This is a genomic window from Paraburkholderia sp. UCT70 (genome assembly GCF_050434085.1).
Classification (GTDB): domain Bacteria; phylum Pseudomonadota; class Gammaproteobacteria; order Burkholderiales; family Burkholderiaceae; genus Paraburkholderia; species Paraburkholderia tuberum.
In genome coordinates, this window is sequence record NZ_JBNPVZ010000003.1 from 734,312 (window position 1) to 759,808 (window position 25,497).

Annotated in this window: 22 protein-coding genes and 4 pseudogenes; 13 read left to right on the top strand and 13 right to left on the bottom strand. The window is 63.5% G+C overall.

Annotated features, from left to right (window positions below):
* Positions 1-54: 54 nt before the first annotated feature.
* From OKW41_RS21255 to OKW41_RS21265, 3 genes are all read right to left on the bottom strand, one after another.
* Positions 55-2,004: a M48 family metallopeptidase gene (locus OKW41_RS21255; protein ID WP_429573859.1), complete on the bottom strand. Its 1,950-nt coding sequence runs from the start codon at positions 2,002-2,004 to the stop codon at positions 55-57.
* A 52-nt stretch (positions 2,005-2,056) separates the two neighbouring features.
* Positions 2,057-2,656, bottom strand: coding sequence for a LemA family protein (locus tag OKW41_RS21260; RefSeq protein ID WP_429447981.1), 600 nt, complete (start codon positions 2,654-2,656; stop codon positions 2,057-2,059).
* A gap of 253 nt (positions 2,657-2,909) precedes the next feature.
* Positions 2,910-3,104, bottom strand: coding sequence for a hypothetical protein (locus OKW41_RS21265; RefSeq protein ID WP_429573860.1), 195 nt, complete (start codon positions 3,102-3,104; stop codon positions 2,910-2,912).
* A 101-nt stretch (positions 3,105-3,205) separates the two neighbouring features.
* On the opposite strand from OKW41_RS21265, the gene OKW41_RS21270 reads away from it, so the two are divergent.
* Positions 3,206-3,487, top strand: coding sequence for a hypothetical protein (locus tag OKW41_RS21270; RefSeq protein WP_429573861.1), 282 nt, complete (start codon positions 3,206-3,208; stop codon positions 3,485-3,487).
* Positions 3,488-3,544: 57 nt separating this feature from the next.
* On the opposite strand, the gene OKW41_RS21275 is transcribed toward OKW41_RS21270, so the two are convergent.
* On the bottom strand, positions 3,545-4,474 hold the full coding sequence (locus OKW41_RS21275; RefSeq protein WP_429574354.1) for a LysR family transcriptional regulator: 930 nt from the start codon (positions 4,472-4,474) through the stop codon (positions 3,545-3,547).
* A 97-nt stretch (positions 4,475-4,571) separates the two neighbouring features.
* Between OKW41_RS21275 and OKW41_RS21280 the strand changes: the two genes are divergently transcribed.
* The 8 genes and pseudogenes from OKW41_RS21280 to OKW41_RS21315 all read left to right on the top strand — a co-directional run.
* Entirely contained in the window at positions 4,572-5,585 is a 1,014-nt protein-coding gene (locus tag OKW41_RS21280) for a zinc-binding alcohol dehydrogenase family protein (protein ID WP_429573862.1), read from the top strand.
* 24 nt (positions 5,586-5,609) lie between these two features.
* Positions 5,610-6,035, top strand: a complete 426-nt coding sequence (locus tag OKW41_RS21285) for a GlcG/HbpS family heme-binding protein (RefSeq protein ID WP_429573863.1) — start codon at positions 5,610-5,612, stop codon at positions 6,033-6,035.
* 527 nt (positions 6,036-6,562) lie between these two features.
* On the top strand, positions 6,563-7,423 hold the full coding sequence (locus OKW41_RS21290) for a transporter substrate-binding domain-containing protein (protein ID WP_429573864.1): 861 nt from the start codon (positions 6,563-6,565) through the stop codon (positions 7,421-7,423).
* Between the two features lie 95 nt (positions 7,424-7,518).
* Entirely contained in the window at positions 7,519-8,241 is a 723-nt protein-coding gene (locus tag OKW41_RS21295) for an ABC transporter permease (RefSeq protein ID WP_429573865.1), read from the top strand.
* Positions 8,242-8,259: 18 nt separating this feature from the next.
* Positions 8,260-9,006, top strand: a complete 747-nt coding sequence (locus OKW41_RS21300) for an ABC transporter permease (protein ID WP_429573866.1) — start codon at positions 8,260-8,262, stop codon at positions 9,004-9,006.
* Positions 9,007-9,031: 25 nt separating this feature from the next.
* Positions 9,032-9,823 (top strand): ABC transporter ATP-binding protein, encoded by a 792-nt coding sequence (locus OKW41_RS21305; protein ID WP_429573867.1) that lies wholly within the window; start codon positions 9,032-9,034, stop codon positions 9,821-9,823.
* A gap of 19 nt (positions 9,824-9,842) precedes the next feature.
* On the top strand, positions 9,843-11,453 hold the full coding sequence (locus OKW41_RS21310) for an HAL/PAL/TAL family ammonia-lyase (protein ID WP_429573868.1): 1,611 nt from the start codon (positions 9,843-9,845) through the stop codon (positions 11,451-11,453).
* 52 nt (positions 11,454-11,505) lie between these two features.
* Positions 11,506-11,739 (top strand): annotated as a pseudogene (locus tag OKW41_RS21315) (GntR family transcriptional regulator); the annotation flags it as partial.
* Here OKW41_RS21315 and OKW41_RS21320 read toward each other — a convergent pair.
* Positions 11,732-12,179, bottom strand: a pseudogene (locus tag OKW41_RS21320) (DDE-type integrase/transposase/recombinase). The pseudogenes OKW41_RS21315 and OKW41_RS21320 overlap by 8 nt on opposite strands.
* 284 nt (positions 12,180-12,463) lie before the next feature.
* Here OKW41_RS21320 and OKW41_RS21325 point away from each other — a divergent pair.
* Positions 12,464-13,531 carry a purine-nucleoside phosphorylase gene (locus OKW41_RS21325; protein WP_429447964.1) on the top strand — a complete coding sequence of 356 codons (1,068 nt, stop codon included), beginning with the start codon at positions 12,464-12,466 and terminating at the stop codon, positions 13,529-13,531.
* 501 nt (positions 13,532-14,032) lie between these two features.
* On the opposite strand, the gene OKW41_RS21330 is transcribed toward OKW41_RS21325, so the two are convergent.
* Positions 14,033-14,569 (bottom strand): nucleoside deaminase, encoded by a 537-nt coding sequence (locus tag OKW41_RS21330; RefSeq protein WP_429573869.1) that lies wholly within the window; start codon positions 14,567-14,569, stop codon positions 14,033-14,035.
* A gap of 26 nt (positions 14,570-14,595) precedes the next feature.
* Positions 14,596-15,707: pseudogene (locus OKW41_RS21335) on the bottom strand (BMP family ABC transporter substrate-binding protein).
* A gap of 343 nt (positions 15,708-16,050) precedes the next feature.
* Between OKW41_RS21335 and OKW41_RS21340 the strand changes: the two are divergent.
* Positions 16,051-16,272: pseudogene (locus OKW41_RS21340) on the top strand ((2Fe-2S)-binding protein); the annotation flags it as partial.
* 330 nt (positions 16,273-16,602) lie between these two features.
* Here OKW41_RS21340 and OKW41_RS21345 read toward each other — a convergent pair.
* The gene (locus OKW41_RS21345; protein WP_429573870.1) at positions 16,603-17,073 is read right to left on the bottom strand and encodes a YbhB/YbcL family Raf kinase inhibitor-like protein; all 471 of its coding nucleotides are present in this window, start codon (positions 17,071-17,073) and stop codon (positions 16,603-16,605) included.
* Positions 17,074-17,611: 538 nt separating this feature from the next.
* Here OKW41_RS21345 and OKW41_RS21350 point away from each other — a divergent pair.
* Positions 17,612-17,806: a hypothetical protein gene (locus OKW41_RS21350; RefSeq protein ID WP_184054110.1), complete on the top strand. Its 195-nt coding sequence runs from the start codon at positions 17,612-17,614 to the stop codon at positions 17,804-17,806.
* A gap of 579 nt (positions 17,807-18,385) precedes the next feature.
* Here the strand turns inward: OKW41_RS21350 and OKW41_RS21355 are convergent.
* The 5 genes from OKW41_RS21355 to OKW41_RS21375 form a co-directional block, all read right to left on the bottom strand.
* On the bottom strand, positions 18,386-19,501 hold the full coding sequence (locus OKW41_RS21355) for a LacI family DNA-binding transcriptional regulator (protein ID WP_429573871.1): 1,116 nt from the start codon (positions 19,499-19,501) through the stop codon (positions 18,386-18,388).
* 65 nt (positions 19,502-19,566) lie between these two features.
* Positions 19,567-20,526: a dihydrodipicolinate synthase family protein gene (locus OKW41_RS21360; protein WP_429573872.1), complete on the bottom strand. Its 960-nt coding sequence runs from the start codon at positions 20,524-20,526 to the stop codon at positions 19,567-19,569.
* A 38-nt stretch (positions 20,527-20,564) separates the two neighbouring features.
* Positions 20,565-21,884: an MFS transporter gene (locus OKW41_RS21365; protein WP_429447955.1), complete on the bottom strand. Its 1,320-nt coding sequence runs from the start codon at positions 21,882-21,884 to the stop codon at positions 20,565-20,567.
* Positions 21,885-21,940: 56 nt separating this feature from the next.
* Positions 21,941-22,855 carry a ribokinase gene (rbsK, locus tag OKW41_RS21370; RefSeq protein WP_429573873.1) on the bottom strand — a complete coding sequence of 305 codons (915 nt, stop codon included), beginning with the start codon at positions 22,853-22,855 and terminating at the stop codon, positions 21,941-21,943.
* Positions 22,856-23,047: 192 nt separating this feature from the next.
* Positions 23,048-23,767, bottom strand: coding sequence for a TetR/AcrR family transcriptional regulator (locus OKW41_RS21375; RefSeq protein ID WP_429573874.1), 720 nt, complete (start codon positions 23,765-23,767; stop codon positions 23,048-23,050).
* A 343-nt stretch (positions 23,768-24,110) separates the two neighbouring features.
* Between OKW41_RS21375 and OKW41_RS21380 the strand changes: the two genes are divergently transcribed.
* Positions 24,111-25,376 (top strand): Zn-dependent hydrolase, encoded by a 1,266-nt coding sequence (locus tag OKW41_RS21380; RefSeq protein ID WP_429573875.1) that lies wholly within the window; start codon positions 24,111-24,113, stop codon positions 25,374-25,376.
* The last annotated feature ends 121 nt before the right edge of the window (positions 25,377-25,497 follow it).

The window sequence follows — 25,497 nt, forward strand, 5'->3', positions numbered from 1 at the left end:
GATCGCAGTTATTCTGCGTTCCTTGCCGCGACAAAGCCCTGCATGCAATGTCGTTCATCGTCTGTCCGATTCGCTCGCGACGAGTGGCGGTAGCGGGCAGTCGAGCGTGTCGCAAACGGCGCGGAGCAGCTCTGCTCCACGGACGGTGAACTGCTGGTCCGCCAGGATGCACGCCGCGCAGGCGGCGACGATCCGGCGCTTGATTGCCGGAACGGATTGATTGAGCGTTCGCAGGGCCGCATCGAGTTCGATGAGGGAACGTTTCTCGCGGGGCGGCAAGCGGTGGGTGTGGTCGCCGCCGATGTAGCCGCGCATGCCGGTATCGAAAGCTTGGGCGGCCCGGTCGGGTTCCGGCCGGCCTTCCCAGGCCAACAGCGCTAACACCGTCGCCACGGGCTGCGCCAGTTTTTGCGGCGAGCTGTGCAACGGACGCGTCTGACGCTGCGGCAGGAACTGGGCGTCGAGATGGCGATGCAGCACGCAGCGGAGCGTGTACTCGAGCAGGCTCAGCCGCTGGTCGGCGATCATGAGCAACTCGACCTGTGCGCGGAAAGCCTGGTGCTGGCGGTGCGACATCTGCCGCAGGGCTGGCAGCGCCAGATCCAGGAGGGGCAGCCGATGCGTGTCCGGCAGAGCCCGGACTGGGGCGACCAGCCGCAAGGTTTCGGCAAAGTCCTGCGGTTCGGCGCCGGCCTTCAGCTGGGCCAGCTGAAGTTCCCGCAGGTCCTCCAGCGGGTCCAGAAGAAGGGCGCAGACTAGGGCGCGAGCACTGAACGGCTCCTCGGCGGCAACCCGGAGCGCGTCGGGCATACCGTCGTGCAGTGCCTGGGCGTAGCTCATCACTTCCGGATGGACGTGGCCGACTCGAGACGCCGCTTCCTCGGCGAAGCCCAATACCGGCACAGGCACCTGCGGCAGCCCCGGTAACGTGGGAACCCCGGCGAACGGCGGGACGCGGCTGGGGCGGGTGCCCTTGAGTTGTTCCCGATCGACATCGACCGGTCGCACTTCCGGGAACTGGCCGTCGAACTGGGGATGGAGCCGGCGGATGCGCTCGACGAGGGGCGGGTGGGTGGCCAGCAGTCCGGCGAGGCCCTCGCCGGCGAAAGCGTTGGCGAAAAACATGTGACCAGCCTCGGCGGCCCGGGGGGTGTCGATGCGCGACCCCTCGGCCAGCCCGCCGATCTTCTTGAGCGCCCCGCCGATCCCGTCGGGGTTGCGCGTGAATTGGACGGCGCTCGCGTCGGCCAGGTACTCGCGCTGCCGGGACACCGCTGCCATGATCAGCCGACCGAAGAACGCTCCCACCAGTCCCAGCACAAACACGCCCAGGCCCAGTAGCACCATGCCGCCGCGGGAATCCTGTCTTCCCGACGAGCGTCCGCGGGACGCGAACATGAGGCTGCGGCCGATGATGGACAACGCCATGATCCCAAAGATCAGGCCGATCAGCCGGATGTTGAGCCGCATGTCGCCGTTGAGGATGTGGCTGAACTCGTGCGCCACCACGCCCTGCAGCTCGTCACGGGTCAAGTAGTCGAGGCAGCCCTGGGAGACGGCGACCACAGCATCGCCCGGGGCGTAGCCGGCCGCGAAGGCATTGATGCCGGTCACCGGCAGAACATATACGGGGGGTACCGGCACTCCCGCAGCGAGGGCCATCTCCTCGACGACGTTGAGCAGCCGCTTCTGCCGCTCGTCGGTGGTCGTGCCGGGCACCTCCTTACCGCCCAACATCAAGGCGACGGCCTGCCCGCCAGAAGCGAGCTGGGCCACCCTGAGCGCGCTGGCACCGCCGACCACGATGCCCACCGCCGGCGCCGCGAGCAGGAGCATGTCAGGTTGCCACCAAGACACTGGCTCGTGAGCGCCATACATGCTGAGCGCCACCAACAGACCGTACACGAGGGCGATCAGAATCAGGATCGCGAGGACGAAATAGACCACCAGCTGGAAGGTCTTGCGCCGTGCCGAATCCTGCTGCTGAAAGAAATTGGTGGCCATGGTCGGCGCGGTTTTGAGAGCGTGAAGCGCACGGAGCCGTGGCGGTTCCGGGTTACCGGAACGACACCTTGGGCGCTGCGCGCTCGGCCTCTGCGGTTTCGAGCAGTGACGCTTCCTTGAAACCAAACATGCCGGCCACCATGACGGCCGGGAAGACCTCGCGCCGGTTGTTGTAGTCGGTGGCGGCGTCGTTGAAGGCTTGCCGGGCGAAGCCGATCTTGTTCTCGGTCGAGCTCAGTTCCTCCTGCAGGGCGAGCATGTTCTGGTTGGCCTTGAGGTCCGGGTACGCTTCGGATAGCGCAAAGAGCCGGCCCAGAGTGCCGCCCAGCTGCGCCTCGGCCTCATTAAACCCCCTGATGGCCGCCGGGTCGCTGGGGTTGGCGGCGACTTTCTGCTCGGCTGCCATCGCGCTGTTGCGGGCCTTGATGACGGCGTCGAGCGTCTCCCTCTCGTGACCCATGTAGCCCTTGACCGCTTCGACCAGGTTCGGAATCAGCTCGTAGCGGCGTTTGAGCTGCACGTCGATTTGGGCGAAGGCGTTCGCGAAGCGGTTCCGGGCGACCACTAGCCCGTTGTAGATGCCCATGAGGCGGAGCGCGAGCAGTAGCCCGACGCCCAGCAGCACGAGCAGGGTGACGACGACGGGACTCATTGGCCGTGACCTCCGACGAGAGGACTGCTGGTTTGGACCATCGCGCGACTATGAAAAGAGGATAAGTGAAATGGCATTTAATTCAATCAGTTCGTGAAACTGTTATAAGACAAAGGGTGCGAATTAAGCGTGCTCCATCAGTTCCTTTCATTCCAGATCTTGACTTCTATCCCGCGACAAAGATTGGGGCTGACCTGGTTACGGCCTAACTGGCTTCCGACACGAAGGTGGCGTGTGCCCGTCTCCAGTACGATCACGGTCGCAAGCGTTTGTCCAATGCCGGGTACTGTAGTAAAGAGGGCGCAGTCCGCGTGTGCGCGACGTTTTCCTGAAGACGCTTTTCCACGATGGCGATCTGTGCGGAGAGCGTCGTGATGACCGCGACGTTCGCGCGGACCGCGAGCGCAACGTCGTCGGTGAGATGCAGCTGGTCGACAGGCGCGTCCAACCCGCGGCGCCGAGGCTCTTGCCGAACAGAACGAGCGGGGGTCGACGCTCGCAATGGAGCTTCCTGCATCAGCGAACTCACACTCCCGACCCCTCGCCAACGTGGACATCACCCGTGGCCAGGTCTTCAACATGCTCGAACAGGGAATCGCTGTGGCCGCAGCGGGGCACGGTATTTCGACAGGCGATCTGGCGCTCTGCGCCAACGCGATCGACGAGCGGCAACTCGTGCTGCCGTTCAAACCGCCGTTGGAAGTGGTGACGCGTATTACCTCATCAGACCGGAAGATTCCGACAAAGCGGCGCAGGTGCAGGAACTCCGCACCTTCCTGGAAAGCAGGATGCCAAAACTCGCCTATCCGGGTATCCAGTTCAAGACACTGAGCTAGCGCCTGAGCCTTCGGTCGACTCATTGAGACGATCAGGAAAGGGCGAACTTCGTTACGCAGATCGGGAGCTTCCCGAGGGGTAGCTGGCCAGCAATGCGGAGCAGCGCTCGCGCAGGAAGGCATTCAACGCGCTGATCGTCGGTGTCAGTTGCGCACGGTGAGCACAAATCAAGTGCAGCGGCGAAGGCTCGCAATACTCCGGCGGAAACAACTCCACCAGTCGACCTGCCTTCAGATCGTCGATGAGGTCCAGTCGCGACTTGTAGACGAGGCCTTCCCCGGCTATCGCCCAGCGACGAACTGCATCGGCATCGTCGCTGATGCGATTACCCGTGACTGCCACGGTGCGTTCGCCGCCAGGCGGGGTAAAGCGCCAGCGTTCATGTATCTGCTCGCTCCAGACGTACCGAAGGCAGTTGTGTCGCCGCAGGTCCTCAACTTTGGCCGGTGCGCCATGCCGTTCGAGGTATGACGGTGCGGCACACAATGCGCGTCGGTTGTTGTCGACCAGCTTCATCGCCAGAAGTGACGAATCGGGCAGCGCTCCGTAGCGCACGACTGCATCCAGCGGCTGGCGAATGAGGTCGGCCGCACGGTCGCTCATTTTCAGGTGCAGCGACAAGCCAGGGTGCAGGTGCTGAAATTCATCCAGCCACGGCAACAGCAGGTTTCGACCAAAGTCAGACGGAGCAGACAGCCGCAGCGGTCCGGACAGCACCTCCCGGCCGTTTGCCAGAGCCTGCTCCCCTTGCTCCAGCGCACCGATCATGACCCGCGCATGCGGCAGGTAGCGCTCACCGGCCTCCGACAGTTGCATGCTGCGCGTCGAACGCGTGAACAGGCGCGTGTCCAACGCCTTTTCGAGCCGCTGCACTGACGCGCTCGCATGTGCGGGCGCGATATTCAGCTGGCGCGCAGCCTCCGAGAAGCTGCCGTGGTCGACCGTTTGCACGAAGATCTGAACGTCATCGAGTCGAATTATTTTCACTGAAATGCCGAAAGTATTTGGGTGAGGCGGGTATTTATCCGCGTATCGACGAAAGATAACATAAGCTCCAACACCCTTGGAGAACACTTGTATGAAGGCCATTGGCTTCTATCAGAACCATCCCATCAACCACCCGCAGGCAATGCAGGATATCGAGCTGCCGACGCCGGAACTGCGCGGCCACGATCTGCTGGTGGAAGTGAAAGCGGTATCGGTCAACCCGGTCGACACCAAAATCCGGCTCGGTGGAGATATTCCAGAAGGGGGTGCGCGCATCCCTGGCTGGGACGCTGCGGGAATCGTCCGCGCGACCGGTGCGCTGGCCACGCGCTTCAAGCCAGGCGACCGAGTCTGGTACGCAGGCGACATCAAGCGGCCCGGCAGCAACAGCGAACTGCACGCCGTGGACGAACACATCGTCGGACCCATGCCGACATCCCTGGACTTCGCAGAGGCCGCGTCGTTGCCGCTGACGACGATCACCGCGTGGGAGCTGCTGTTCGACCGTCTGCGTGTTCAGGCCGCGGACCCGACCGATAACAACGTGCTGCTCGTCATTGGAGCGGCTGGTGGCGTCGGATCGATTCTGACCCAGTTGGCGCGCGAGTTGACTGGCATGACCGTCATCGGTACGGCCTCGCGATCGGAAACCCGCGAGTGGGTGTTGGCGCATGGCGCGCATTACGTCCTCGATCACCACCAGCCCTGGGCACCCCAGTTGGCCGCGCTCGGCATCGAGCACGTCACCCACGTAGCCGGGCTGAACAACAGCGCCGCCTATGTGCCGCAAATCGCCGCCGTGCTGCGCCCGGAAGGCCAGTTCGCACTCATCGACGACCCGGTGGATCTGGACATCGGACCGTTCAAGGGGAAATCCATCTCGATTCACTGGGAGCTGATGTTCACCCGCGCGATGTTCACCACCGACACCATCGCACGGCAACACGCCTTGCTGCGCCGCGTGGCGGAGCTGGTTGACCAGGGCCGCCTCAAGCACACCCTGACCCGACGCATTGACGGCATCAACGCCGCAGGTCTCATCGAAGCGCATGCGCTGGTCGAGGCGGGCGACATGATCGGCAAGGTCGTCGTCGCTAACCACTGAACCCTTCTGAAAACGAGCATCAACATGACATCGAAAATCATCAGCACGACAACGATCAGCCTGGAAGCCGCGCAAGCACTGCTGGCAGAAGCACGCCGCGCGTGCGCCGCGCGCGGGTTCGCCGCGACAATCGCAATTGCCGATGCAGGCGGTCACCTGCGCGCGTTCGAGCGCTCGGATTCCGTCCCGTTCCTGACTGTTGACGTCGCCATCGACAAGGCATGGACCGCCGCGTCATTCGGCATGGCCACGCATCAATGGAATCAGTACATGGCCGAACCCACCGTTGCCCCGCTGGCGCACCATCCGCGGCTGACGCCGGTCGGCGGTGGCGTACCGATTTTCCACGAAGGGCGTCTGGTGGGTGGCATCGGTGTTTCTGGCGGAACATCGGTGCAAGACCATGAGGCCGCTGAGGAGGCGCTGCGTCACGCAGGGTTTATGCAGTAAGCCTGGGCTGCTAGCGGGATCTGTGGCGGCCGCACTCACTGGAATGACTCCGATTCGCGCCAGCGCTTTTTCTCCAGTTTCCGACCAAGGTGAGGAAGCACTGGTGCTCACCCGCGCATATCGCCGTGTTGAGCTGTGCTGCGAGCCTGAAAGGCAGCGATGTAGAAGCGCAGTCGCTGCCGAAAAGTCTAGTCAACTCGAGGTATATCCCGAAATCGCGCCCGCTTTCTTCTGTGTCCCCTCGGCAGATTCGAGGCGTTTCCGAGTACTGGCATGCCCGTCATAAGTTCAGAGCCTGCTGAACAATGGTTGCACCATTTTGGCGCAAGGCGCCACGAGTGCAATCCTTCCGAGGTTCCTGCAAGATGGGTTCCGAGACCCTGACCTGGTGGATACCCTGAATCGGCGACATTTTCAGAAAATGCGCTTGCGTCAAAATTCGACTTCCCGCATCTTGTCTAGACAAGACGAAACCGCGATTGGCGCGCTACCGTAATGAAGTTTTCGGCAATCCAAGGAGTGTGGACATGCAGGCGAAGTGCAGATGGGTGGTCAAGAGTTTGATCGGTGCCGCGTTTGGAGCGGCGGCGCTTGCGGGCAACACCGCCGAGGCGAAGGACTGGACGACAGTGACGATCGCCCTCGAAGGCGGCTACGCGCCCTGGAACATGACGCTGCCGGGCGGCAAGCTGGGTGGCTTCGAACCCGAACTCGCCGCTAACCTGTGCGCGCGGGCGCAACTCAAGTGCAATCTCGTGGCGCAGGACTGGGACGGCATGATTCCCGGGTTGCAAGCCGGAAAGTTCGATGTTCTGATGGATGCGATCTCGATCACGCCAGAGCGCGAGAAGATCATTGCCTTCTCGAAGCCGTATGCGTCCACGCCGGCGACCTTCGCGGTCACCGACACGAAGATCCTGCCGAAGGCAACCGACACCCTGGCGCCGCTGAAGCTCGACACCGACTCCAAGTCGAACGCGCCCGCCGTCCAGGCGCTGCGCACGGCGCTCAAGGGCAAGACCATCGGCATTCAGTCGGGCACGGTCTATACGCGCTTCATCAACGAGAACTTCAAGGATGTCGCGTCGATCCGCGTCTACAAGACCTCGCCGGAACGCGATCTCGATCTGTCCAATGGCCGCATCGACGCGTCGTTCGACGATGTGACGTACTACGCCGCAAATGCCGACAAGAAGGAAGCGGTGCCGACGGTGACGGCCGGCCCGAAGATCGGCGGCCTGATCTGGGGGCCGGGCGAAGGCCTCGCGTTCCGCAAGCAGGACGCGGACCTGAAGGCGAAGTTCGACGCGGCGATAACGTCGGCGATTACCGACGGGACTGTGAAGAAGCTTTCGGAGAAGTGGTTCAAGACCGATGTGACGCCCTGAGCGTCGCTCACAACGTGACCGCGCGCTTCGGCCTGATCCGGCTCGAAAGGCTGATGCCGCGCGGCTTGTTTCGCAGGCCTGGTTGAGGTGGCGTGATGGCTCTTTTCGAAATGCTCGGCTTCGGGACCGATGGCTGGGGCGGCCTGCTCCTGCTCGGTGCGTTGATGACGGTGATGCTGACGCTTGCGGCGCTCGCGATCGGCGCGGTATTCGGCGCGATCGTCGCAGCGGCAAAGCTCTCGCGCTTCCGCACGGCGCGCGTGATCGGCGACTTCTACACGACCGTCTTCCGCGGCGTGCCGGAACTGCTTGTCATCTATCTGTTCTACTTTGGCGGCTCGACGCTGGTGTCCTCGATCGGGCAGTGGTTCGGTGCCGACGGCTTCATCGGCGTGCCGCCGTTCGTGATTGGCGCGTTCGCGGTGGGCATGATTTCCGGCGCGTATCAGACGGAGGTCTATCGCGCCGCCGTGCTAGCTGTCTCGCGCGGCGAACTCGAAGCTGCGCGCGCGATCGGCATGCCGACGCTCACCATGGCGCGCCGCATCCTTATTCCCCAGGTGCTGCGATTCGCACTGCCGGGTATCGGCAATGTGTGGCAGTTGAGCCTCAAGGACTCGGCGCTGATCTCGGTCACTGGTCTCGCCGAATTGCTGCGTGCCAGCCAGGTCGCGGCGGGATCGACACACCAGTACTTCCTGTTCTTCGTCGTTGGCGGAGCGCTCTATCTCGCGATGACGGGCGTTTCGAACCGTGTGTTCGGCCGGGCGGAGACGATCGTCGGCCGCTCCTTCAAGCGCAACTTCGCGCGCAACTGACGCAAGGGCGGCCTCATCATGCATATCGATTTCGATTTTCTTCTCGACACGACGCGCCAGCTCGTTGCCGCCGTGCCGACCACGCTGAGCCTCTTTTTCACCTCGCTCGTGCTCGGCGGCCTGCTTTCGCTCGTGATCGTCACGATGCGCGTCTCGCCGCACTGGCTGCCTAACCGCTTCGCGCGCGCCTATATTCTCGTGTTCCGCGGCTCGCCGCTGCTGATCCAGATGTTTCTCGTCTACTACGGGCTCGGACAGTTCGGCGTGATCCGCGAAAGCTTCCTGTGGCCCGTGCTGCGCGAGCCCTACGTGTGCGCCGTGCTCTCGCTCGCGCTGTGCACGGCGGGCTACACCGCCGAGATCATCCGCGGCGGCCTGATGGCCGTGCCGGTCGGGCAGATCGAGGCGGGTTATGCAATCGGCCTGTCGGGCTTCGCGCTGCTGCGCCGCGTGATCGGCCCCATCGCGTTGCGGCAGTGCCTGCCCGCCTATTCGACTGAAGCCGTGCTGCTCGTCAAGTCGACGGCGCTCGCAAGCCTTGTCACCGTCTGGGAAGTGACTGGTGTCGCGCAACAGATCATTCAGCAGACCTATCGCACGACGGAGGTGTTCACGTGCGCTGCGCTGATCTATCTATGCCTGAATTTCCTCGTGGTGCGCCTCATCGGCCTCGTCGAGCGTCGCCTCTCGCGCCATCTGCGCGCCGCGCCCACCGTCGTGCGCCGTTCCGCCACGCAACTCGAAACCCGCCGCGTCGCGTCTTGATCGGCCCAGCTTTCCGGAGAATCGTATGAACCCAGTCGTACCGGTCGCCCTGTCCGTGAGGAACATCCACAAGTCGTTCGGCGACCATCACGTACTCAAGGGCATTTCGCTCGACGCCCACGAAGGCGACGTGATTTCGATCCTGGGTGCGAGCGGCTCGGGCAAGAGCACGTTCCTGCGCTGCCTGAACCTACTTGAGATGCCCGACGACGGCACCGTCGCGCTTGCCGGCGAAGCGCTGAAGATGAAGCGCCGCCGTGACGGCACGCTGCAACCGGGCGACCGCCGCCAGGTGGACCGCGTGCGCTCGCAGCTCGGCATGGTGTTCCAGAACTTCAACCTGTGGTCGCACATGACGGTGCTGGAGAACCTGATCGAAGGCCCGATGCGCGTGCAAAAGCGCAGCCGCGCCGAAGCGGTCGAGGAAGCCGAGGCGCTGCTCGCGAAGGTCGGCCTCGCCGACAAGCGTGGCCACTATCCCGCACATCTCTCGGGCGGCCAGCAGCAGCGCGTGGCAATCGCGCGCGCACTCGCGATGCATCCGAAGGTGATGCTGTTCGACGAGCCAACTTCGGCGCTCGATCCCGAACTCGTGGGCGAAGTGCTGCGCGTAATGCGCACGCTTGCCGACGAGGGCCGCACGATGCTCGTCGTCACGCACGAGATGGGCTTCGCGAAACACGTTTCCAACCGCGTGATGTTCCTGGATCAGGGCCAGGTCGATTCGAACGGCACGCCCGCGGAGGTATTCGGCGAACTGAAGTCGGAGCGCTTCCGCCAGTTCGTGTCGAGCCATCAGGACCGCAACGCACATTGATCCATCGTCGGGGTTCATCATGACCGTCATCCGTACCGGAAGCCCGCTGGACTGGCGCGAAGTCTGCGCCGTCGCGGCAGGCGCACCGCTCGAGCTTTCCGCGCAAGCGCGCGAGCGCATTGGCGCCGCGCGCGCGCTCGTTGAGCAGATCATCGCGCGCGGCATGCGCGCCTATGGCGTGAACACCGGGGTCGGCGCGTTGTGCGACGTGGTGGTGTCGCCGGCCGAACAGCACACGCTTTCGCACAACATTTTGATGAGCCACGCGGTGGGCGTCGGCGCGTCGCTCGGCGCGCAGGAGACGCGCGCGATCATGGCCGCAGCCATCAACAATTACGCGCACGGGCATTCGGGCGTGCGCGTCGAACTCGTCGAGCGGCTCGTCGCGCTGCTCCAGGCCGATTGCCTGCCCGAAGTGCCCGCGCTCGGTTCGGTCGGCTATCTGAGCCACATGGCGCATATCGCACTCGTGTGCGTCGGCGCGGGGCACGTGAACTGGCGTGGTGAGCGCATCAGCGGCGCCGAGGCGCTGCGCCGGCTGGGTCTCGAACCCTTGTCGCTCGAAGCGAAGGAAGGCTTGAGCCTCGTGAACGGCACGCCGTGCGTGACCGGGCTCGCGGCGCTCGCGTTGCAACGCGCGCACCGGTTGCTCGACTGGGCTGACGCCGTGGCGGCGATGAGCTTCGAGAATCTCGGCGGGCAGATGGTGGCGTTCGACGCGGGCTCGCTCGCGTATCGCGTCTCACCGGGCCTTGCGCAGGTCGGCGCGCGCATGCGCGCAGCGCTGCTGGGCAGCGGTCTGCTGGCGGCGGCACTCGGACGGCGTACGCAGGATCCGCTCAGCATGCGCACGATTCCGCATGTGCACGGTGCGGCGCGCGATGTGCTGTCTGCGACGGCCGAAGTCGTGAACCGCGAACTCGCCTCGACGACTGACAATCCGATCATCGCCGGCACGCCCGAGGAGCCGCGCGTGTTCTCGCAGGCGCACGCCGTCGGCGCGTCGATCGCGCTCGCCATGGACAGCCTCGCGGTTGCGGTCGCACAGGTGGCCGCGATGGCGGAGCGGCGTCTCGATCGTCTCGTCAATCCGCTCGTGAGCGGGTTGCCCGCGTTTCTCGCACAAGCGAGCGGCACGCGCTCGGGCTTCATGATCGCGCAGTACACGGCGGCGGCGCTGGTCGCGCAGAACCGCCGCGAGGCCGCGCCCGCGAGCCTCGACGGCGGTGTGACGTCCGGCTTGCAGGAAGATCACCTTTGCCACGCCACGCCGGCCGCGCTCAAGGCGCTTGCCGTCATCGACAACAGCGGCCGCATATTTGGCATTGAACTGCTTGCCGCGGTTCAGGCATACGACCTGCAGCCTATCGCGGCCGAGCGCGCGCCGTATACGCAGGCGTTGTATAGCCAGGTTCGCGCTGTCTTGTCGACCTACCGTGACGACCGTCCGCTTGCGGACGACATGGCACACGCATTCCACATGATCATGGATGATGGTCCGCCGCCGTTGCCCGGCCCGTTGACGGTCCGGCCCTTACGGGATTTCTGCATTCCGGCACCAACGGACTCCGTGGCGGGCAGCGCGGCGGCCTCGGCGAACGATGCTTTGCCCGGGGCGGTTGGTACTTGAGGCTGGCGTCGCGCGGCGCGCGCAAATCGTTCACGGTGCAACCAGGACAGTCATGACCGAGGCGGCGCAGGCGGGGGGAGAGGCGAAGCGGTTGAAGCTGCAGCGCAAGCTTGCGCCAGCATACGAACAGATAAAGCGCTATGTAATCGAGCGCATAGCCGATGGCACGCGGAAGCCTGGAGACGCAATCCCTTCGGAAACCGAGTTGGTCAAGGAGTCCGGAGTCGCACGCATGACCGTTTCGCGCGTGTTGCGCGAGTTGAGCGCACAACGTGTGCTCACGCGGCGGTATCTTTGAGGCCGAGCTTCGCCAGGTTGAATTGGCCTTTGCGAATGCGATGCGTCAACTCAATGCCTGCAAGAGTGATCGCGGCGTTCCTGAAACGGTTGAAGCCGAGCATGACATTCGTCCGGGACTTGATGTGGCGATGGTCCTGCTCGATCAAGTTGTTGAGATATTTCGAGGATCGGACCTTGGTGTCCTTCGGCAGCAGGCCGTCGGCCTTCATCTCCCGCACAGCACGGTGTGAGGCGGCATAGCCATCGAGCGTAATGGTCTTTGGCGGCTTGCCCTGATGTTTGGTTGCCTTGCTGCTCGGCCATCATCTCGACAAGATCACGCAGGCCGAGCTTGTAGCGCAGATACCAGCGCACGCACAGAATGATCACGTCGCGGTTGAAGTGGCGGCCTGAGAACAGTTCGTCCGTACTCTTCAGCTTGCTCATTGTCGGATGATGAGATCGGGGGCAACACTTTAATCGATTCACCTTCACTATTTGCGCCAGAACCAGTCGCTGTACGTTGTGTCCGCCGTTGCCGTTTCGTCCGCATCAAAATTCGCCGCCGCCTGGCAATACAGATTTTTCTCTGCTTATACTCACTGTCACCTGAACGGCTCACGCCCAGGTCCCACGCTGCACGCCGACAAAAAACCACGACGTCAGTCGACAACACGGCACGCGACTCACGTTTCGCAACCGCAGTTCTTACATATCAGGTGGGACCTCTTATGCTAAATCGTGCTTTTGGTGTAGCGATTTCATCGTTGCTCGTGGCAGGCGCCGCAGTTGCACCGGCCATCGCGCATACCGACGACGGCTTCGCGCAGGACGACGGCGCGTCGCATGGCCGGCCGGTCAAGGTGATGATCATTTCGATGTTCGGTCCGGAAGGCCAGGTGTGGCTCGATCATCTCGGCCCGTGGCAGGACATCACCGTCGCGGGCCTGTCTCCTGACTACCCTGCCGTACACTGCAATCGCAAGGAGGTCTGCGTGATGACGACGGGCATGGGGCACGCGAATGCCGCCGCGTCGATCATGGCGCTGACGTTCTCGCCGCGTTTCGACTTGCGTCATACGTACTTCATGGTGGCGGGCATTGCTGGTATTGATCCGCTTCAGGGCACCGTCGGTTCCGCTGCGTGGGCGAACTGGCTGGTCGACTTCGGGATTCAATGGGAAATCGACGGACGCGAAATTCCGCCGGGCTGGAATACCGGCTATCTCGGCATCAACACGACGGGCCCGACGCAGAAGCCGCCGCTCGACTATCGCACCGAAGTGTTCCAGCTCAATCCGGCGCTTTCGAACGCGGCATTCGCGCTGTCGCGCAACGTGACGCTGACCGACGACGCACAGGCGCAGGCTGCCCGCGCCAAATACAACTATGCGCCCGCGAACCGTCCGCCGACCGTGATCCAGTGCGACACGCTGGCGGGCGATACTTGGTGGTCGGGCGCCGATCTCGGCGAGCGCGCGCGGCATTGGACGAAGATCCTGACCGACGGCAAGGGCACCTATTGCACGACGCAGCAGGAAGACAACGCCACCTTCGAGGCGCTGACGCGCGCGGCGACCGTGCATCGCGTTGACCTGAACCGTGTCGCGGTGCTGCGCGCTGGCTCGGACTTCGACCGGCCGTACGCGGGCCAGTCGAGCGCGGACAATCTGCTCAACTACTCGTCGCAGGGGGGCTTCACGATCGCGATCGACAATCTGTTCCTCACGGGCAATCCGCTCGTGCAGGACATCGTCACGCATTGGGGCGAGTGGCGCGACGGCGTACCGCAGCGGTAGCGCGCGTCTGCGGCATGGTGGAGGGTACCGCGTGCCGGTCTGCACAGCGATCGTGTCCACCGTTGTCGTCAGTTGCCGCGGCGTGAGCGGTGGCCATGCCTACGCCAACGCAGACCGGTGGTGTGCTCGGAGCACCGGCATGCGACGTCACGGGATCTGACCGCACCATCTCAGCATTTGTGCTCCTACCTCACCGGAAAAGTGCGCGCGAGGGTCGGTCAGCAACGTGCTCCGCTCACGCTCGTTCCAGTGAGCGCCGCTGGCTTCCTCGATCGCCGGCGTGAGTTTGCGAGGCGCAGGGCTTTCACCATCGAGTCATGCGAGGATGCTGTCCGTCTCTCAGCGTGGGGGTACGTTCGGGTGGTCTGATCCGGCGAACGGCCGCAACTGCGCAAGGCCCGAACTGAGCCCTGCGGGCGCGGTGGCTGCGGCGGCCGCTGCGCGGGCGGTGGCGGCTCCGCGCGCGGCATGATGCGAACATAAGGCCGCGATGCGCCATGCTCATGGGCGTCCCCAGAACCTGCGCTGCACCTGCATCACTTCTTCCTCAACCTCGGCCACGGGCCCAACCAGTTCAATGCGCTTCTGGCAATGGTCGAAGACATACCGCGACGACACACTCATCGTCGAATTCTCTGCATGATTGCCCGTGGCTTGCAGCAGGCGCTCTTCCGTCATTGCAAAAACCACCCGCCCAATGTTGGCCCAATATGCCGTGCCTGCGCACATGCAACATGGCTCAACCGTCGTATAGAGCGTGCAACCCCACAAGAATTGCGGCGTAAAGTTGAGCGCGGCGATACGCGCGAGCACCGCTTCCGCATGATTGACGGAATCGACATTGCCCTGTTCTATTAGAACCGACTCCTGATCAGGCCCGACGAGTATGGCGCCAAACGGGTGACGGCCCAACAGCATCGCACGTTCTGCGATAACGCTTGCGTGACGCAGATGGCGGACGATCTGCTCGCGTGTCGGCGCGAGCCCCTGCTCAGGGAACGCCGACGCGTTCTGTTTCGGGGAAATGACAAGGCTCAAAGTGTGTCTCCTCCACGTTGGCTGAGTTACTTCGGTAACGTGCCCTCGACCCCCTGCACGAACCAGTTGAGCCGCAGCAACTCGGCGTCGGGCAGCGACGTGCCTGCTGCCACCTTGATCGCGCCATTCTGATCCCTGATCGGTCCGGAGAACGGATCGAATCTGCCAGCGATAATGTCGTCGCGCTTTTGCGCCAGCGCCTTTTGCGCGGCAGGCGATACGGCTGCAGTGTTGATGTCAGCGAGGTCGATTGCTTTTTCCTTGAGACCCCACCACGTCGGCGCGTTGGTCCACGTGCCGGATTGCACCTGTTCGATCAGGTGAGAGTAGTAGACGCCCCAGTAGCTCACGCATGCGCCCAGTTGGGCATTCGGGCCGAACTTCTTCATGTCCGAGTCCCAACCGAACGCGTGCACATTCTTCTGCTCGGCAGTCTGCATTGTCGCCGTCGAATCGGTGTTCTGGATCAGCACGTCGGCTCCCTGGCCAATCAGCGTTTCGGCCGCCTGTTTTTCCTTGCCTGGATCGAACCAGCTATTGATCCATATGACCTTGACCTTCGCATTCGGATTGATCGAACGCGCACCATTGTGAAGGCGTTAATGTTGCGCACCACTTCCGGGACCGGCACCGAGGCGACGAAGCCGAGCGTATTCGTCTTCGTCGTATAGCCGGCGACGAGCCCAGCCAGATAGGCGCTCTGGTACGTGCGCACGTCATAGGTCGCAAAGTTCGTGGCCTTCTTGTATCCGGTCGCATGCTCGAAGACGACGTCGGGATAATCCTTTGCAGTCTTCAGTTCGAAGTCCTGGAATCCGAAGCTCGAGCCCACGATAATCTTGTTGCCCTTGTTCGCGAGGTCGCGAAACACGCGCTCCGAGTCAGCGGATTCGGGTACGTTCTCGACGCGCGTGACCTTGATCTTGTCACCGAACCTCGCTTCGATCGCCTTCACACCCTGTTCGTGTGCGTAGGTCCAGCCAGCGTCACCGGGGTTGCCGAGGTAGACGAACGCGACGCCCATCGGCACCGCGGCGGTGGCAGTGGGGCTCAACGCGACATAGATGCCAAGCGCGGCTAAAAGCGTAACCGCAGGGCGCAGTGAGCGCACCACCGCGCGAGCGAAGTTTGTTCTCATGGAGTCTCCGAAGATGGGGAACGGGAAGGAGACGACGCCAGTCGTCCAGACGACTGGCTGCGTCGCGTCAGCGATGATGGTGGTGAGTCAATATCAAGGCCGAAATATTGATTCGTTATGTGTTGTATAACGGAATGGATATGAAGCCATTGGGAAATTGGCTTTCGGGCGGCGCGCCGGCGTCAGTTAACCGTCGTCGACGAACTGGCAGCGATCTCCCGTGCAAACATCGTCGCGCTGAATGCGCGCGTTGCTGCCGCGCGCGGGGCAATCGCGAACTGGTGCGGGAATTCTGGGGCGCCTGTCATCGCTTCGCGCAAGGTCAAACCCGGTTGCCGCGCCGCTGGGTCAGCCAATCGGCAAGGGCGCCGATACGGGACCGACGGTCTGTTCGTGCTTCGGTGTCGGGCGCAATACGATCTGTGCGGCGATCCGCGAGCAGGGACTAAAGACCGCCGCAGAGATTACCGCGTGCCTGAAAGCCGGCGGCAACTGCGGGTCCTGCGTGCCGGAACTGAAGAAACAGCTGGTCGACACCAAACTCGAACAGCTGAGCATCGCCTGAAGGAGACTGAGGTTTGAAAATGGAGAGACCGCGGGCTTGACTCATAAAGTAAGACTCCATGCGATCGTTGGTATGTGGAATTTTGTCAATATAGACGGGGCGATGTTGGTATTTGATGCGTCGGTTGATCCATAGAGCCCAAGCCGGTTGGGCGGCGCTGCCGACCTTTCACGTGTTCGGGCAGAAGGGCGGCCGGCATTGGCGCATCATCGCGACTATTCTGTCGAGCCACCACGCGAAGAGGGCATCACAACACGCTCAAACACCAGCACCGCCAGCATCGACACGGAATCGACAATCCCGGACAAGTAGCGTCCAGGGGTCTGCGTGTTACTTCTTGAATGTGCCGAGCAGTTCGGTGTGCGCCACGACATGGCCTTCCATCGCCTTTTCCAACGCCGCCTTTGTGGGCTTGTGAAGATCGGGCAGCACGGTGTCGAGCGCGTAGAGCTTATGGAAATACCGATGACGGCCAGTGGGCGGGCATGGGCCGCCATACGTGGTGCGATGGAAGTCGTTGGTGCCTTCAAGTGTGCCTGCCGGAAGCGCGCCCGAAGTGACGCCCTCCTGAACACCAGGAGCCGTCGTCGGGATGTTGTAAAGCACCCAGTGTACCCACGTCATCCGTGGCGCGGCCGGGTCGGGCGCGTCGGGGTCGTCGACGATCAGCACGAGGCTTTTCGCATTGGCGGGTACTCCGGACCACGAGAGCGGCGGGGAGACGTCCGCGCCCGTGCAGGTGTAGCGCCGAGGAATCTCGCTTCCTTCGTGGAAAGCTTGTGAGGTGAGGGTGAAGGCCATAGTGCGCTCCTCGGCGTCAGCCCGCGCCGCCAGCTAGTGCTTGCGATGCATCCAGCTCATATGATGCGTGTCGAGCCACTGACTCAGGCTCTCTCCCGGGTGATCGCGCCTGTAGCGCCTGGACAAGGCCGATGCAACGACAACGAGAACCACAAGGCCAACCCAGAAACTGATCATTGATTGAGTCATGGTAGCCTCCTTGGGGAATGCGACCATCCCTAAATTGTAGTCATTGGCGGCCGAACTGGCTCAACTCGAGAAGGCGGCGTACAGCCCGAACGGCTACGTCGACGATCCTCCCAATCTCCAGCGCGCCGAAACCCGTTTTTGCGTGATCGCAACCGCATTTGTTGCAGTGCGGTACTCCCCAATCGACCCAATATGCGGGACGACCCTGGATTGCCGCGCCGCTGCGCTCCCCCTACCATCAACTCCCCGCGCCATTGCAGCGAGCGCGCCATCGGCAGGCGACGTCAAAAGCGAGTGCCTCAGCCAACACAATCCATACAGCACCTACTCAAGCTATCAGGAGGCAAGCATGCTCAGCGCCCATGAATTTGCGACATTGATGCTGGTCAGGGATTCGGCTGACCACATTGCCGAGCGGGAAGAACTCGATACGCTGCTTGAACGTCAGCTCGTCACCATGGAGAGGCTTGCCGGCGGGGCAGTGCGACCTCGCGTGACGCAGGACGGCGATTCGCTCCTTCGTAACCTCGCGCGCATACACTGAGAAGTCGAAACCTGCCGCGTGTCGGCTGGGACTCGAGCGAGCAGCTAGCCTCAACCGGCGAACCGCGAAGTACTGACGAGCCCTCGGATCTTCGACTTCCTCGTAGTCGCCGGGGTGGAATGCGCACACGCTTGGGTTGGCGCACCCCGCGGACATCGGACCACCATTCCTTCGGCACCCTGCCATAGGGCAGGGCGCCTGCACGATCGGGGCACAAAAAAGAAAACGCCCGCGTTATTCACACGGGCGTTTCCGTGGCCCCGCTACCGCGCCCCAATGAACGATTTCTCGTCCGCTTCTGCATCCGGGGCCGGCTTCCGCGCGGCTTTCTTTAAGTATAGGGCGCCTGGCGGGATATCCAAGTCGGCGAGACCAGCTTTTTGCACGGAACGCGAGCGGATGATTCAGACGTTTGAGTACTCGCGCCGCCTCTGGACTCAACGCCGTCATTGAGCTTTCAGCCGTTCATGCCGTTCGGTACATGAAAGCGACAACCTTACTGCAAAGCCGTCTGGCCTAATAGCGATTAGCAATTCTTCGAAAAATGCACGTCTGCTTCCGCAAGCGCACACGAGGACATCATCTTTTGCCAGCCGCATCGGGATACGGCCCTGTTGACCCGCGTACTTTTAGCACCGCAGGCAGCGCATATCCTTGTCGCGTTGCCCGGCCGTCCAGCGCGTCGAGCAGATGCCTCGCGGCGACCGTGCCGATCTCGCGTGTGTCCACATACATCGTCGTGAGGGGCGGGCGCGCTTCGCGTGCGATCGCGAGATCGTCGAAGCCGGTGACCGAAAGTCGCTCGGGAATGGCGATGCCCAACTCTTCCGCCTCCCGCAAAATGCCGAGCGCAATATGATCGTTGCCGCAGATGATCGCTGTCGGACGCGGCCCCGGCTGTTGCCAGAGCGAGCGCAATGCGCGCCGGCCAAAATCGAGCGTGGATTCACCTTCGACGAGGTGCTCCGGCCGCACCGCGAGGCCATGACGCTCCAGCGCGATGCGGATGCCTGCGAGCCGCGCCTGCACACGGTCGTTGTCGCGCGTCGGTTGGATGCAGACCGCAAACGACCGATGACCGAGCGCGACGAGATGCTCGGTGATCTCTTCATACGCGGCGCGGTTGTCAACGCCGATGCAATCGTGCGGACTGCCTTTGCGCCACGCATAAAGCACGACGTAGGGCACGCGCCAGACTCGTAGCGCATCAAAGAGCTCCGGCGGATGCGCTTCGCCCACCACCGCGATCGCCTCCACGCCGCGCGCGAGCATCGCTTGAACCTGGGAGAGAGCCTCTTTAGGATCGTAGTTCGAGCACCCGAGAAAAAGCGTGATGCCGCGCGCGGCGAACGCAGCCTGCATGCCGCTCACCTGCGAGGCAAACACCTGATCATCGAGCGTCGGAATGACGATGCCCGCAATGTGGCTGCGTGTGGATGCGAGCGCACGTCCGGCTGCATTCGGAAACCAGTTCAGCTCCAGCGCAGCCCGCTCGACGCGCTCGCGCACGCTGTCCGACACTTTGCTGGGCTCGTTGTAGACGCGCGATACCGTCGCCGTGGATACGCCCGCGAGCTTCGCCACGTCGGACAGCACCGTGCGCCCCGTGCTGCGGCGGGAGCGCGCCCCGGCCGCCCGCCCGGCTGGTGACGGTTTTTCTTCGAGAGCAGAGTCAGAGGCGGAAGAGCGAGGCATCGACGTTCAGGTTTCGTACAGGGAGCCCGTCATCTTACTCGCGGCGCGACACAACGGCGCATCCGTCAGGCCCCCGCTGCGATGCGCGAGCGGAAATGCCCGGTACCTTCGACGATCTTGTCGAGCACCGCGTCGAGCGCCCAGAAGCGTTCGCGCACGTCGTAGTCGATCGCGCGGCAGCGAATGGACTGGAACGTGCCGATGCGCTGGTGGTACATCTTCGCGAGCGCCGGATAGCCGAGTGCCTCGGATACCGCCGCGACCGCGAGAAAGATCGAGAGCTCGCGGGCGAGCGCTGGGTTCTCGTCGGCGCGATTGCGCAGCCAGTTGTACAGGTCCGGATGGAAGTTCGTGAACACGCCGTTGAATCCCGCGGATCCGGCTTTCATCGCATCCCAGGCAATCGCGGCATTCGCGTTAAGGATCTTCATGGGCGAACCCTTCGCCAGGGCAACGCGGCGCTTCACCGTGTCGAGATCGCAACTCACGTCCTTCAACATCACGAAGCGGCCGGTGTCGATGCACATCTTGAGCTCGTCGTCGGATAGCAGGCGCCGGTAGGGAGCCGGGCATTCGTATAGCCCGAGCGGTATGTCGGAAGGCAAGCGGCTCATCAGGCGGCGCAAGTTCGTTGAGAACGCTTGCGTGCCGTCGCGGGCTGGATCGAGCCGGTTCGTCACCAGCACGATCCCATCCGCGCCGGTCGCCGCGGCGGCGTTCAGCTCTTCAGCCTGCGCGTCGGGTTCATCGCTGATATGGCCCGAGACCACCACCGGCACGCGGCCGCCCACGCGCTCGACCACGAAGCGGCCAAGTGCCGCGCGCTCCGCAAGGCTGAGAAATTGCATCTCGCTCGACTGCGCCACGGCGAACAGCGCGTCCGAGCCGTGCGCGAGATACCACTCGATCAGCCGTTCGAGCCCGGCATAGTCGATGGCGCCGTCGTCGTCGAAAGGCGTCAGCATCACGGGCACGATGCCTTCGATCGATTGCGACGAGCGCGTCGAAGAAGTAGGGAGGGTCATGTCGGTGTTGTCCTTAGCAGGGTTGAACGGGCAGTTCATCAAGCGGGTGCCCGTGCCGGGCTGCCCGGTTCCGGTTCGCTTTCGATCGGTTTGCGCACCAGAAACAGATAGCTCATGGCGCCGACGAAGGCAATCGCGGCAGCCGTCAGCAGAGCCGGCACGAAGGACCACGCCTGCGCGATGTAGCCCGTGAGAATGGGCGCGAGCGCGCCGCCCAGAAAGCCGCCGAAGTTCTGGATCGCGCCAAGCGAGCCGACGCGGTTGGCGGGCGCAGCGGCCGTCGCGAGCGCCCATGAGCAGGCGGACGCCGCGTTGGCGAGAAAAATCACCACGGAGATGCAGACGATCGCGATCGTATTGCTTTCGACGAGCGCGGCGGGCACGGTAAACGCGACCATCCCGAGCATCGCGATGACGACCGCGTTACGTCTGCTCGCCACCGGCGAGGCGCTCTTCTTCGTGATGAGGTCGGAGAACCATCCCGCGCAGAGCGCGCCGAGAAAGCCGCAGAAGAACGGCACCGAGGCCGCGATGCCCGTGTGGATCAGCGTCATGTGGCGCTGCATCGTCAGATAGCCGGGCAGCCAGGTCAGATAGACCCAGTTCAGATACACCGAGCCGAAGAAGCCGATCAGCATGCCCCACGTCGTCAGGTTCGAGAAGAGGGCGCGCCAGTCCGCGAAGCTCAGGCTTTCGGCGGGCTTCGTCTCGGCGGCGTCGCCCTTCAGATAGCGCCTTTCTTCCGGCGTCAGCGTCGCCGGATTCGGGTCGCGATAAACCGCCAGCCAGATCACCGCCACCACGAGGCCGAGCGCGCCCGTAATAATGAAGGCCCAACGCCAGTGAAATTCGACGACGAGGACCGACAGGCACAGCGGTGCGAGCGCGGTTCCGAGCGGCGACGCTGAATTGAAGATGCCGGTCGGCTTGCCTCGCGCGCGCAGCGGAAACCAGTTGCTCACGACGCGCGCCGCGGACGGAAACTGCGGCGACTCGCCGATCCCGAGCACGATGCGCGCGATGACGAACCAGCCGAAGGTGGACACGATGCCGCCCGCCGCCTGCGCGAGCGACCACAGGATCAGGCCGCAACCCAGCAGCCTGCGCGGGCCGATGCGGTCGACGAGGCCGCCGACCGGCAATTGAAACAGTGCATAACTCCAGGAGAACGCCGATAGCAGCAGCCCCATTTCGCCGAGCGACAGACCGAGATCCTTGCGGATCAGTGGATTGGCGACCGCGAGCGTCCCCCGGTCGAGATAGTTCACGATGCCGCTCACCATCAGCAGCGCAAGCGCCACGATCTGGGCGCGGCGCACGCGGGATGGTGCCTGTTCGGGCGCGGGGGTTGGGTTCATGCTGTCGTCTCCGTGTCGTCTTATGAATAATGGACTGCGACGTCGCGCAGCCGGGTCTATGAAACCGCCGCCGCGAACGTGGGTTGCGCCCGCACTTCGAACTGTGTCGGGATGGATGCCTGCGCGCCTTCACGCGTGACGCTGAGCGCCGCGGCTCGCTGAGCGAAGTCGATCGCGCCGCGGATGCTCGCGCCGCGCACGCGCTCGGCTGCGAAGCCTCCCACGAAGGTGTCGCCGGCTGCCGTGGTGTCGATCGCATCGACGCGCAGCGCGGGCAGATGGCCTTCCTCTCCGGTCGTCGCATACCAGACGCCCTGCGCGCCGAGCGTGACGATCACCGTCTCCACGCCTTTCGCGCGCAAACGCGTCGCCGCCTCGCGCGCAGAAGCGGGACTATCGACGGGAACCTGCGCCAGCAACGCCGCTTCCGATTCATTGAGGATGAGCAAGCTGGTCTGTTCGTAAAGTGCGTCTGGAAGGGCCTGCGCCGGGGCGGGATTCAGCAGCACTGGGGTGCCGAACTTTGCCGCGAGCGCAATCGCGTGCCGCACGGTATCGAGCGGCACTTCGAGCTGGCAAATGAGCATGCCGGCGGCAGCGATGCCGGCAGCCGCGGCGTCCAGGTGATCGGGCGTGAGCGCGGCGTTGGCGCCGGGCGAAACGACGATCGTATTCGCACCGTCCGCGGCCACGGTGATGGCGGCGATGCCGCTCGACGTGCCATCGACCGTATGCAAGTGCGCGGTGTCGATGTGTTCGTGCTGAAGGCCGTCGCGAAGCTGCGCGCCGAATTCGTCGCGGCCGACACAGCCGAGCATTGCCACCGATGCGCCGAGACGCGCCGCCGCCACCGCCTGATTGGCGCCCTTGCCGCCGGCGAATGTAGCGAACGCGCCACCGAGCAAGGTTTCGCCGCGCGCCGGAAGTCGCTCTGCGTGGACAACGAGATCCATGTTCGCACTGCCGACCACGACGATCCGGTCCCAGGAATGCTGGTCCGCAGATTGAATGGTAGCGCTTACATTTTCGAGCATTTTTGACGATGACATGTGTGAATGAGGGTGTGTTGCTGCTTGTTGGGCGTGTTAGCGCTTACATTAACGCGCAAAACAGCGACCGCGGCAACGAGAAAATGACGTCATCAGGGAAACTCCCTAAACGATTCATCGGACCGGCGATCGCGCTCCGCTCGCCCGCAGGATCATGCTCACCACTTCTTCCGTCGTAGCCTCGAAGCGCTTCGTCGAGAGCGCGCGTTTGCCCGAGAGCGCGCATATTTGAGCCTCGAAATCGGCGTAGTGCTGCGTGGTCGCCCAGATCATGAAGAGGAGCGTCCGAGGGTCGACGGGCGCGAGCAACCCTTTGGCTATCCATCGCTCGATCAGCTTCACGCGTGTGTCCATCCACGGCTTCACGCGTTCGAGCAGGATCTCTTGCATGTGCAGCGCCCCGCTGATTATTTCGTTGGCCCACACCTTCGATCCAAGTGGGCGGCGCCGTGACAGGGCCATCTTGGCGCGCACGTAGCCGCCAATCGCCTCGATCGGATCGTCGCTTGCATCGAACAGGTTGGCGGCGGCGTTCCATTCCTCGAACACATCGTCGAGTACACGCCAGTACAGCGCCAGCTTGGTCGGGAAGTAATAGTGCAGATTCGCCTTCGGTAAACCCGCGCGCTCGGCGATCAGCGCCGTGCTCGCGCCTTCGAATCCGCGTTCAGCGAACACGGCTTCGGCACAGGCGAGTAGATGGGATTCATTCGACGCACGAATGGAGGCTTTGCGCCGCTGTGGCTTGTGCGATGTGTCGGCGGCTCGTTGCGCCTGCGCGGTGCCGCGCGTCGCGAGGGGCGCGGCTCGCGTGGTGGGTTCGTCGTCGCGCATGTTCGGTCCATTCGGAAGAGAAAAGGAGCGCGGCGGCGCGCGCATGCGGGAATCATTGTAGCCACGATGCAAGTGCGCTGCGAATTCACCGACATCCGGAGAAACGCGCAGCACGGACGCCTGGTTTTTTCACGCGCTGCAGCATCAATGGCACGCTTCTCGCTCGTAACTCCGCATTGAATTCGCGAAGTTTCTCGTCTAAAACCTGTCCAATCGGACAGGATTCGAAGGGCTGGGTTTCAGGGGCCGCGCAGTGCCATCGAGACGTGCACCGTCGTGATCCTTCGTGCCCCAACACGGTGGCATGCATGCACGTTTGACAAGCACGGACAGGAGAACACGCATGAACGCAGTAAGCGAAGCCGCGCTGACGACCGCGATCCACGTGAACGGTCAGCGATTGTGGGACAGCCTGATGGAGATGGCCAGGATTGGCGCCACGCCCAAAGGCGGCGTGTGCCGTCTTGCGCTGACCGACCTCGACAAGCAGGGCCGCGATCTCATCGTGCAATGGGCGAAAGAGGCGCGCTGCACGATCAGTGTCGATCAGATGGGCAACGTGTTTATGCGCCGCGCGGGGCGCAACAACGACCTGCCGCCCGTGATGACCGGCTCGCACGCCGACTCGCAGCCAACCGGTGGGCGCTTCGACGGTATCTATGGGGTGCTCGGCGGCCTCGAAGTGATTCGCTCGCTCAACGATTACGGCATCGAAACCGAGCGCCCTGTTGAAACGGTGATCTGGACCAACGAAGAAGGCTCGCGCTTCGCGCCGGCGATGGTCGCCTCGGGCGTATTTGCGGGTGTGTTTGCGCTCGAGTACGGACTGTCGCGCAAGGACGTCGAGGGCAAGACCATCGGCGAGGAATTGCAGCGCATCGGCTACGCGGGCGCGTTGCCGTGCGGCGGCCGCAAGATTCACGCGGCGTTCGAACTGCACATCGAACAGGGGCCAATACTCGAGGCCGAAAACAGGACGATCGGCGTGGTCACCGACGCGCAAGGTCAGCGCTGGTACGAAGTCGTGCTCACGGGCCAGGAGGCGCACGCGGGGCCTACGCCCATGCCGCGCCGCCGCGACGCGCTGCTGGGCGCCTCGCGCGTCGTGCAACTCGTCAACGAAATCGGCCTGCGTCATGCGCCGCTCGCGTGCGCGACGGTCGGCATGATGCAGGTGCATCCGAATTCGCGCAACGTGATTCCGGGCCGCGTGTTCTTCACCATCGATTTTCGCCATCCGCAGGACGAGGTGCTGGCGCAGATGAACGCCGAGCTGCGCGAAGGCATCGCGAAGATCGCGGAACAGGGCAAGCTCGAAGCCGACGTCGAGCAGATTTTCTACTACGCGCCGGTGCCGTTCGACGAGGCGTGCGTGAAGTCCGTGCGCGCGGCGGCCGAGCGCTTCGGCTATTCGAATCGCGACATCGTTTCGGGCGCAGGTCACGACGCGTGCTATCTCGCGACGGTCGCGCCGACCTCGATGGTGTTCGTACCGTGCATCGACGGCATCAGCCACAACGAAGTCGAGGACGCGACGATCGAATGGATCGAAGCCGGCGCGAACGTGTTGCTGCACGCCATGCTCGAACGTGCGAGGGAGCCCGGCTGACGCAATTTCGATCGAACGCAAGCGGTCTCAGCGCCGCGCTGTCTTTCCAACGATTCCCCACGTACCGGCCGCGCACGTCACGCACACGGCCGGCGGACCCGTGTTTTGCCGCGCAAGGAGC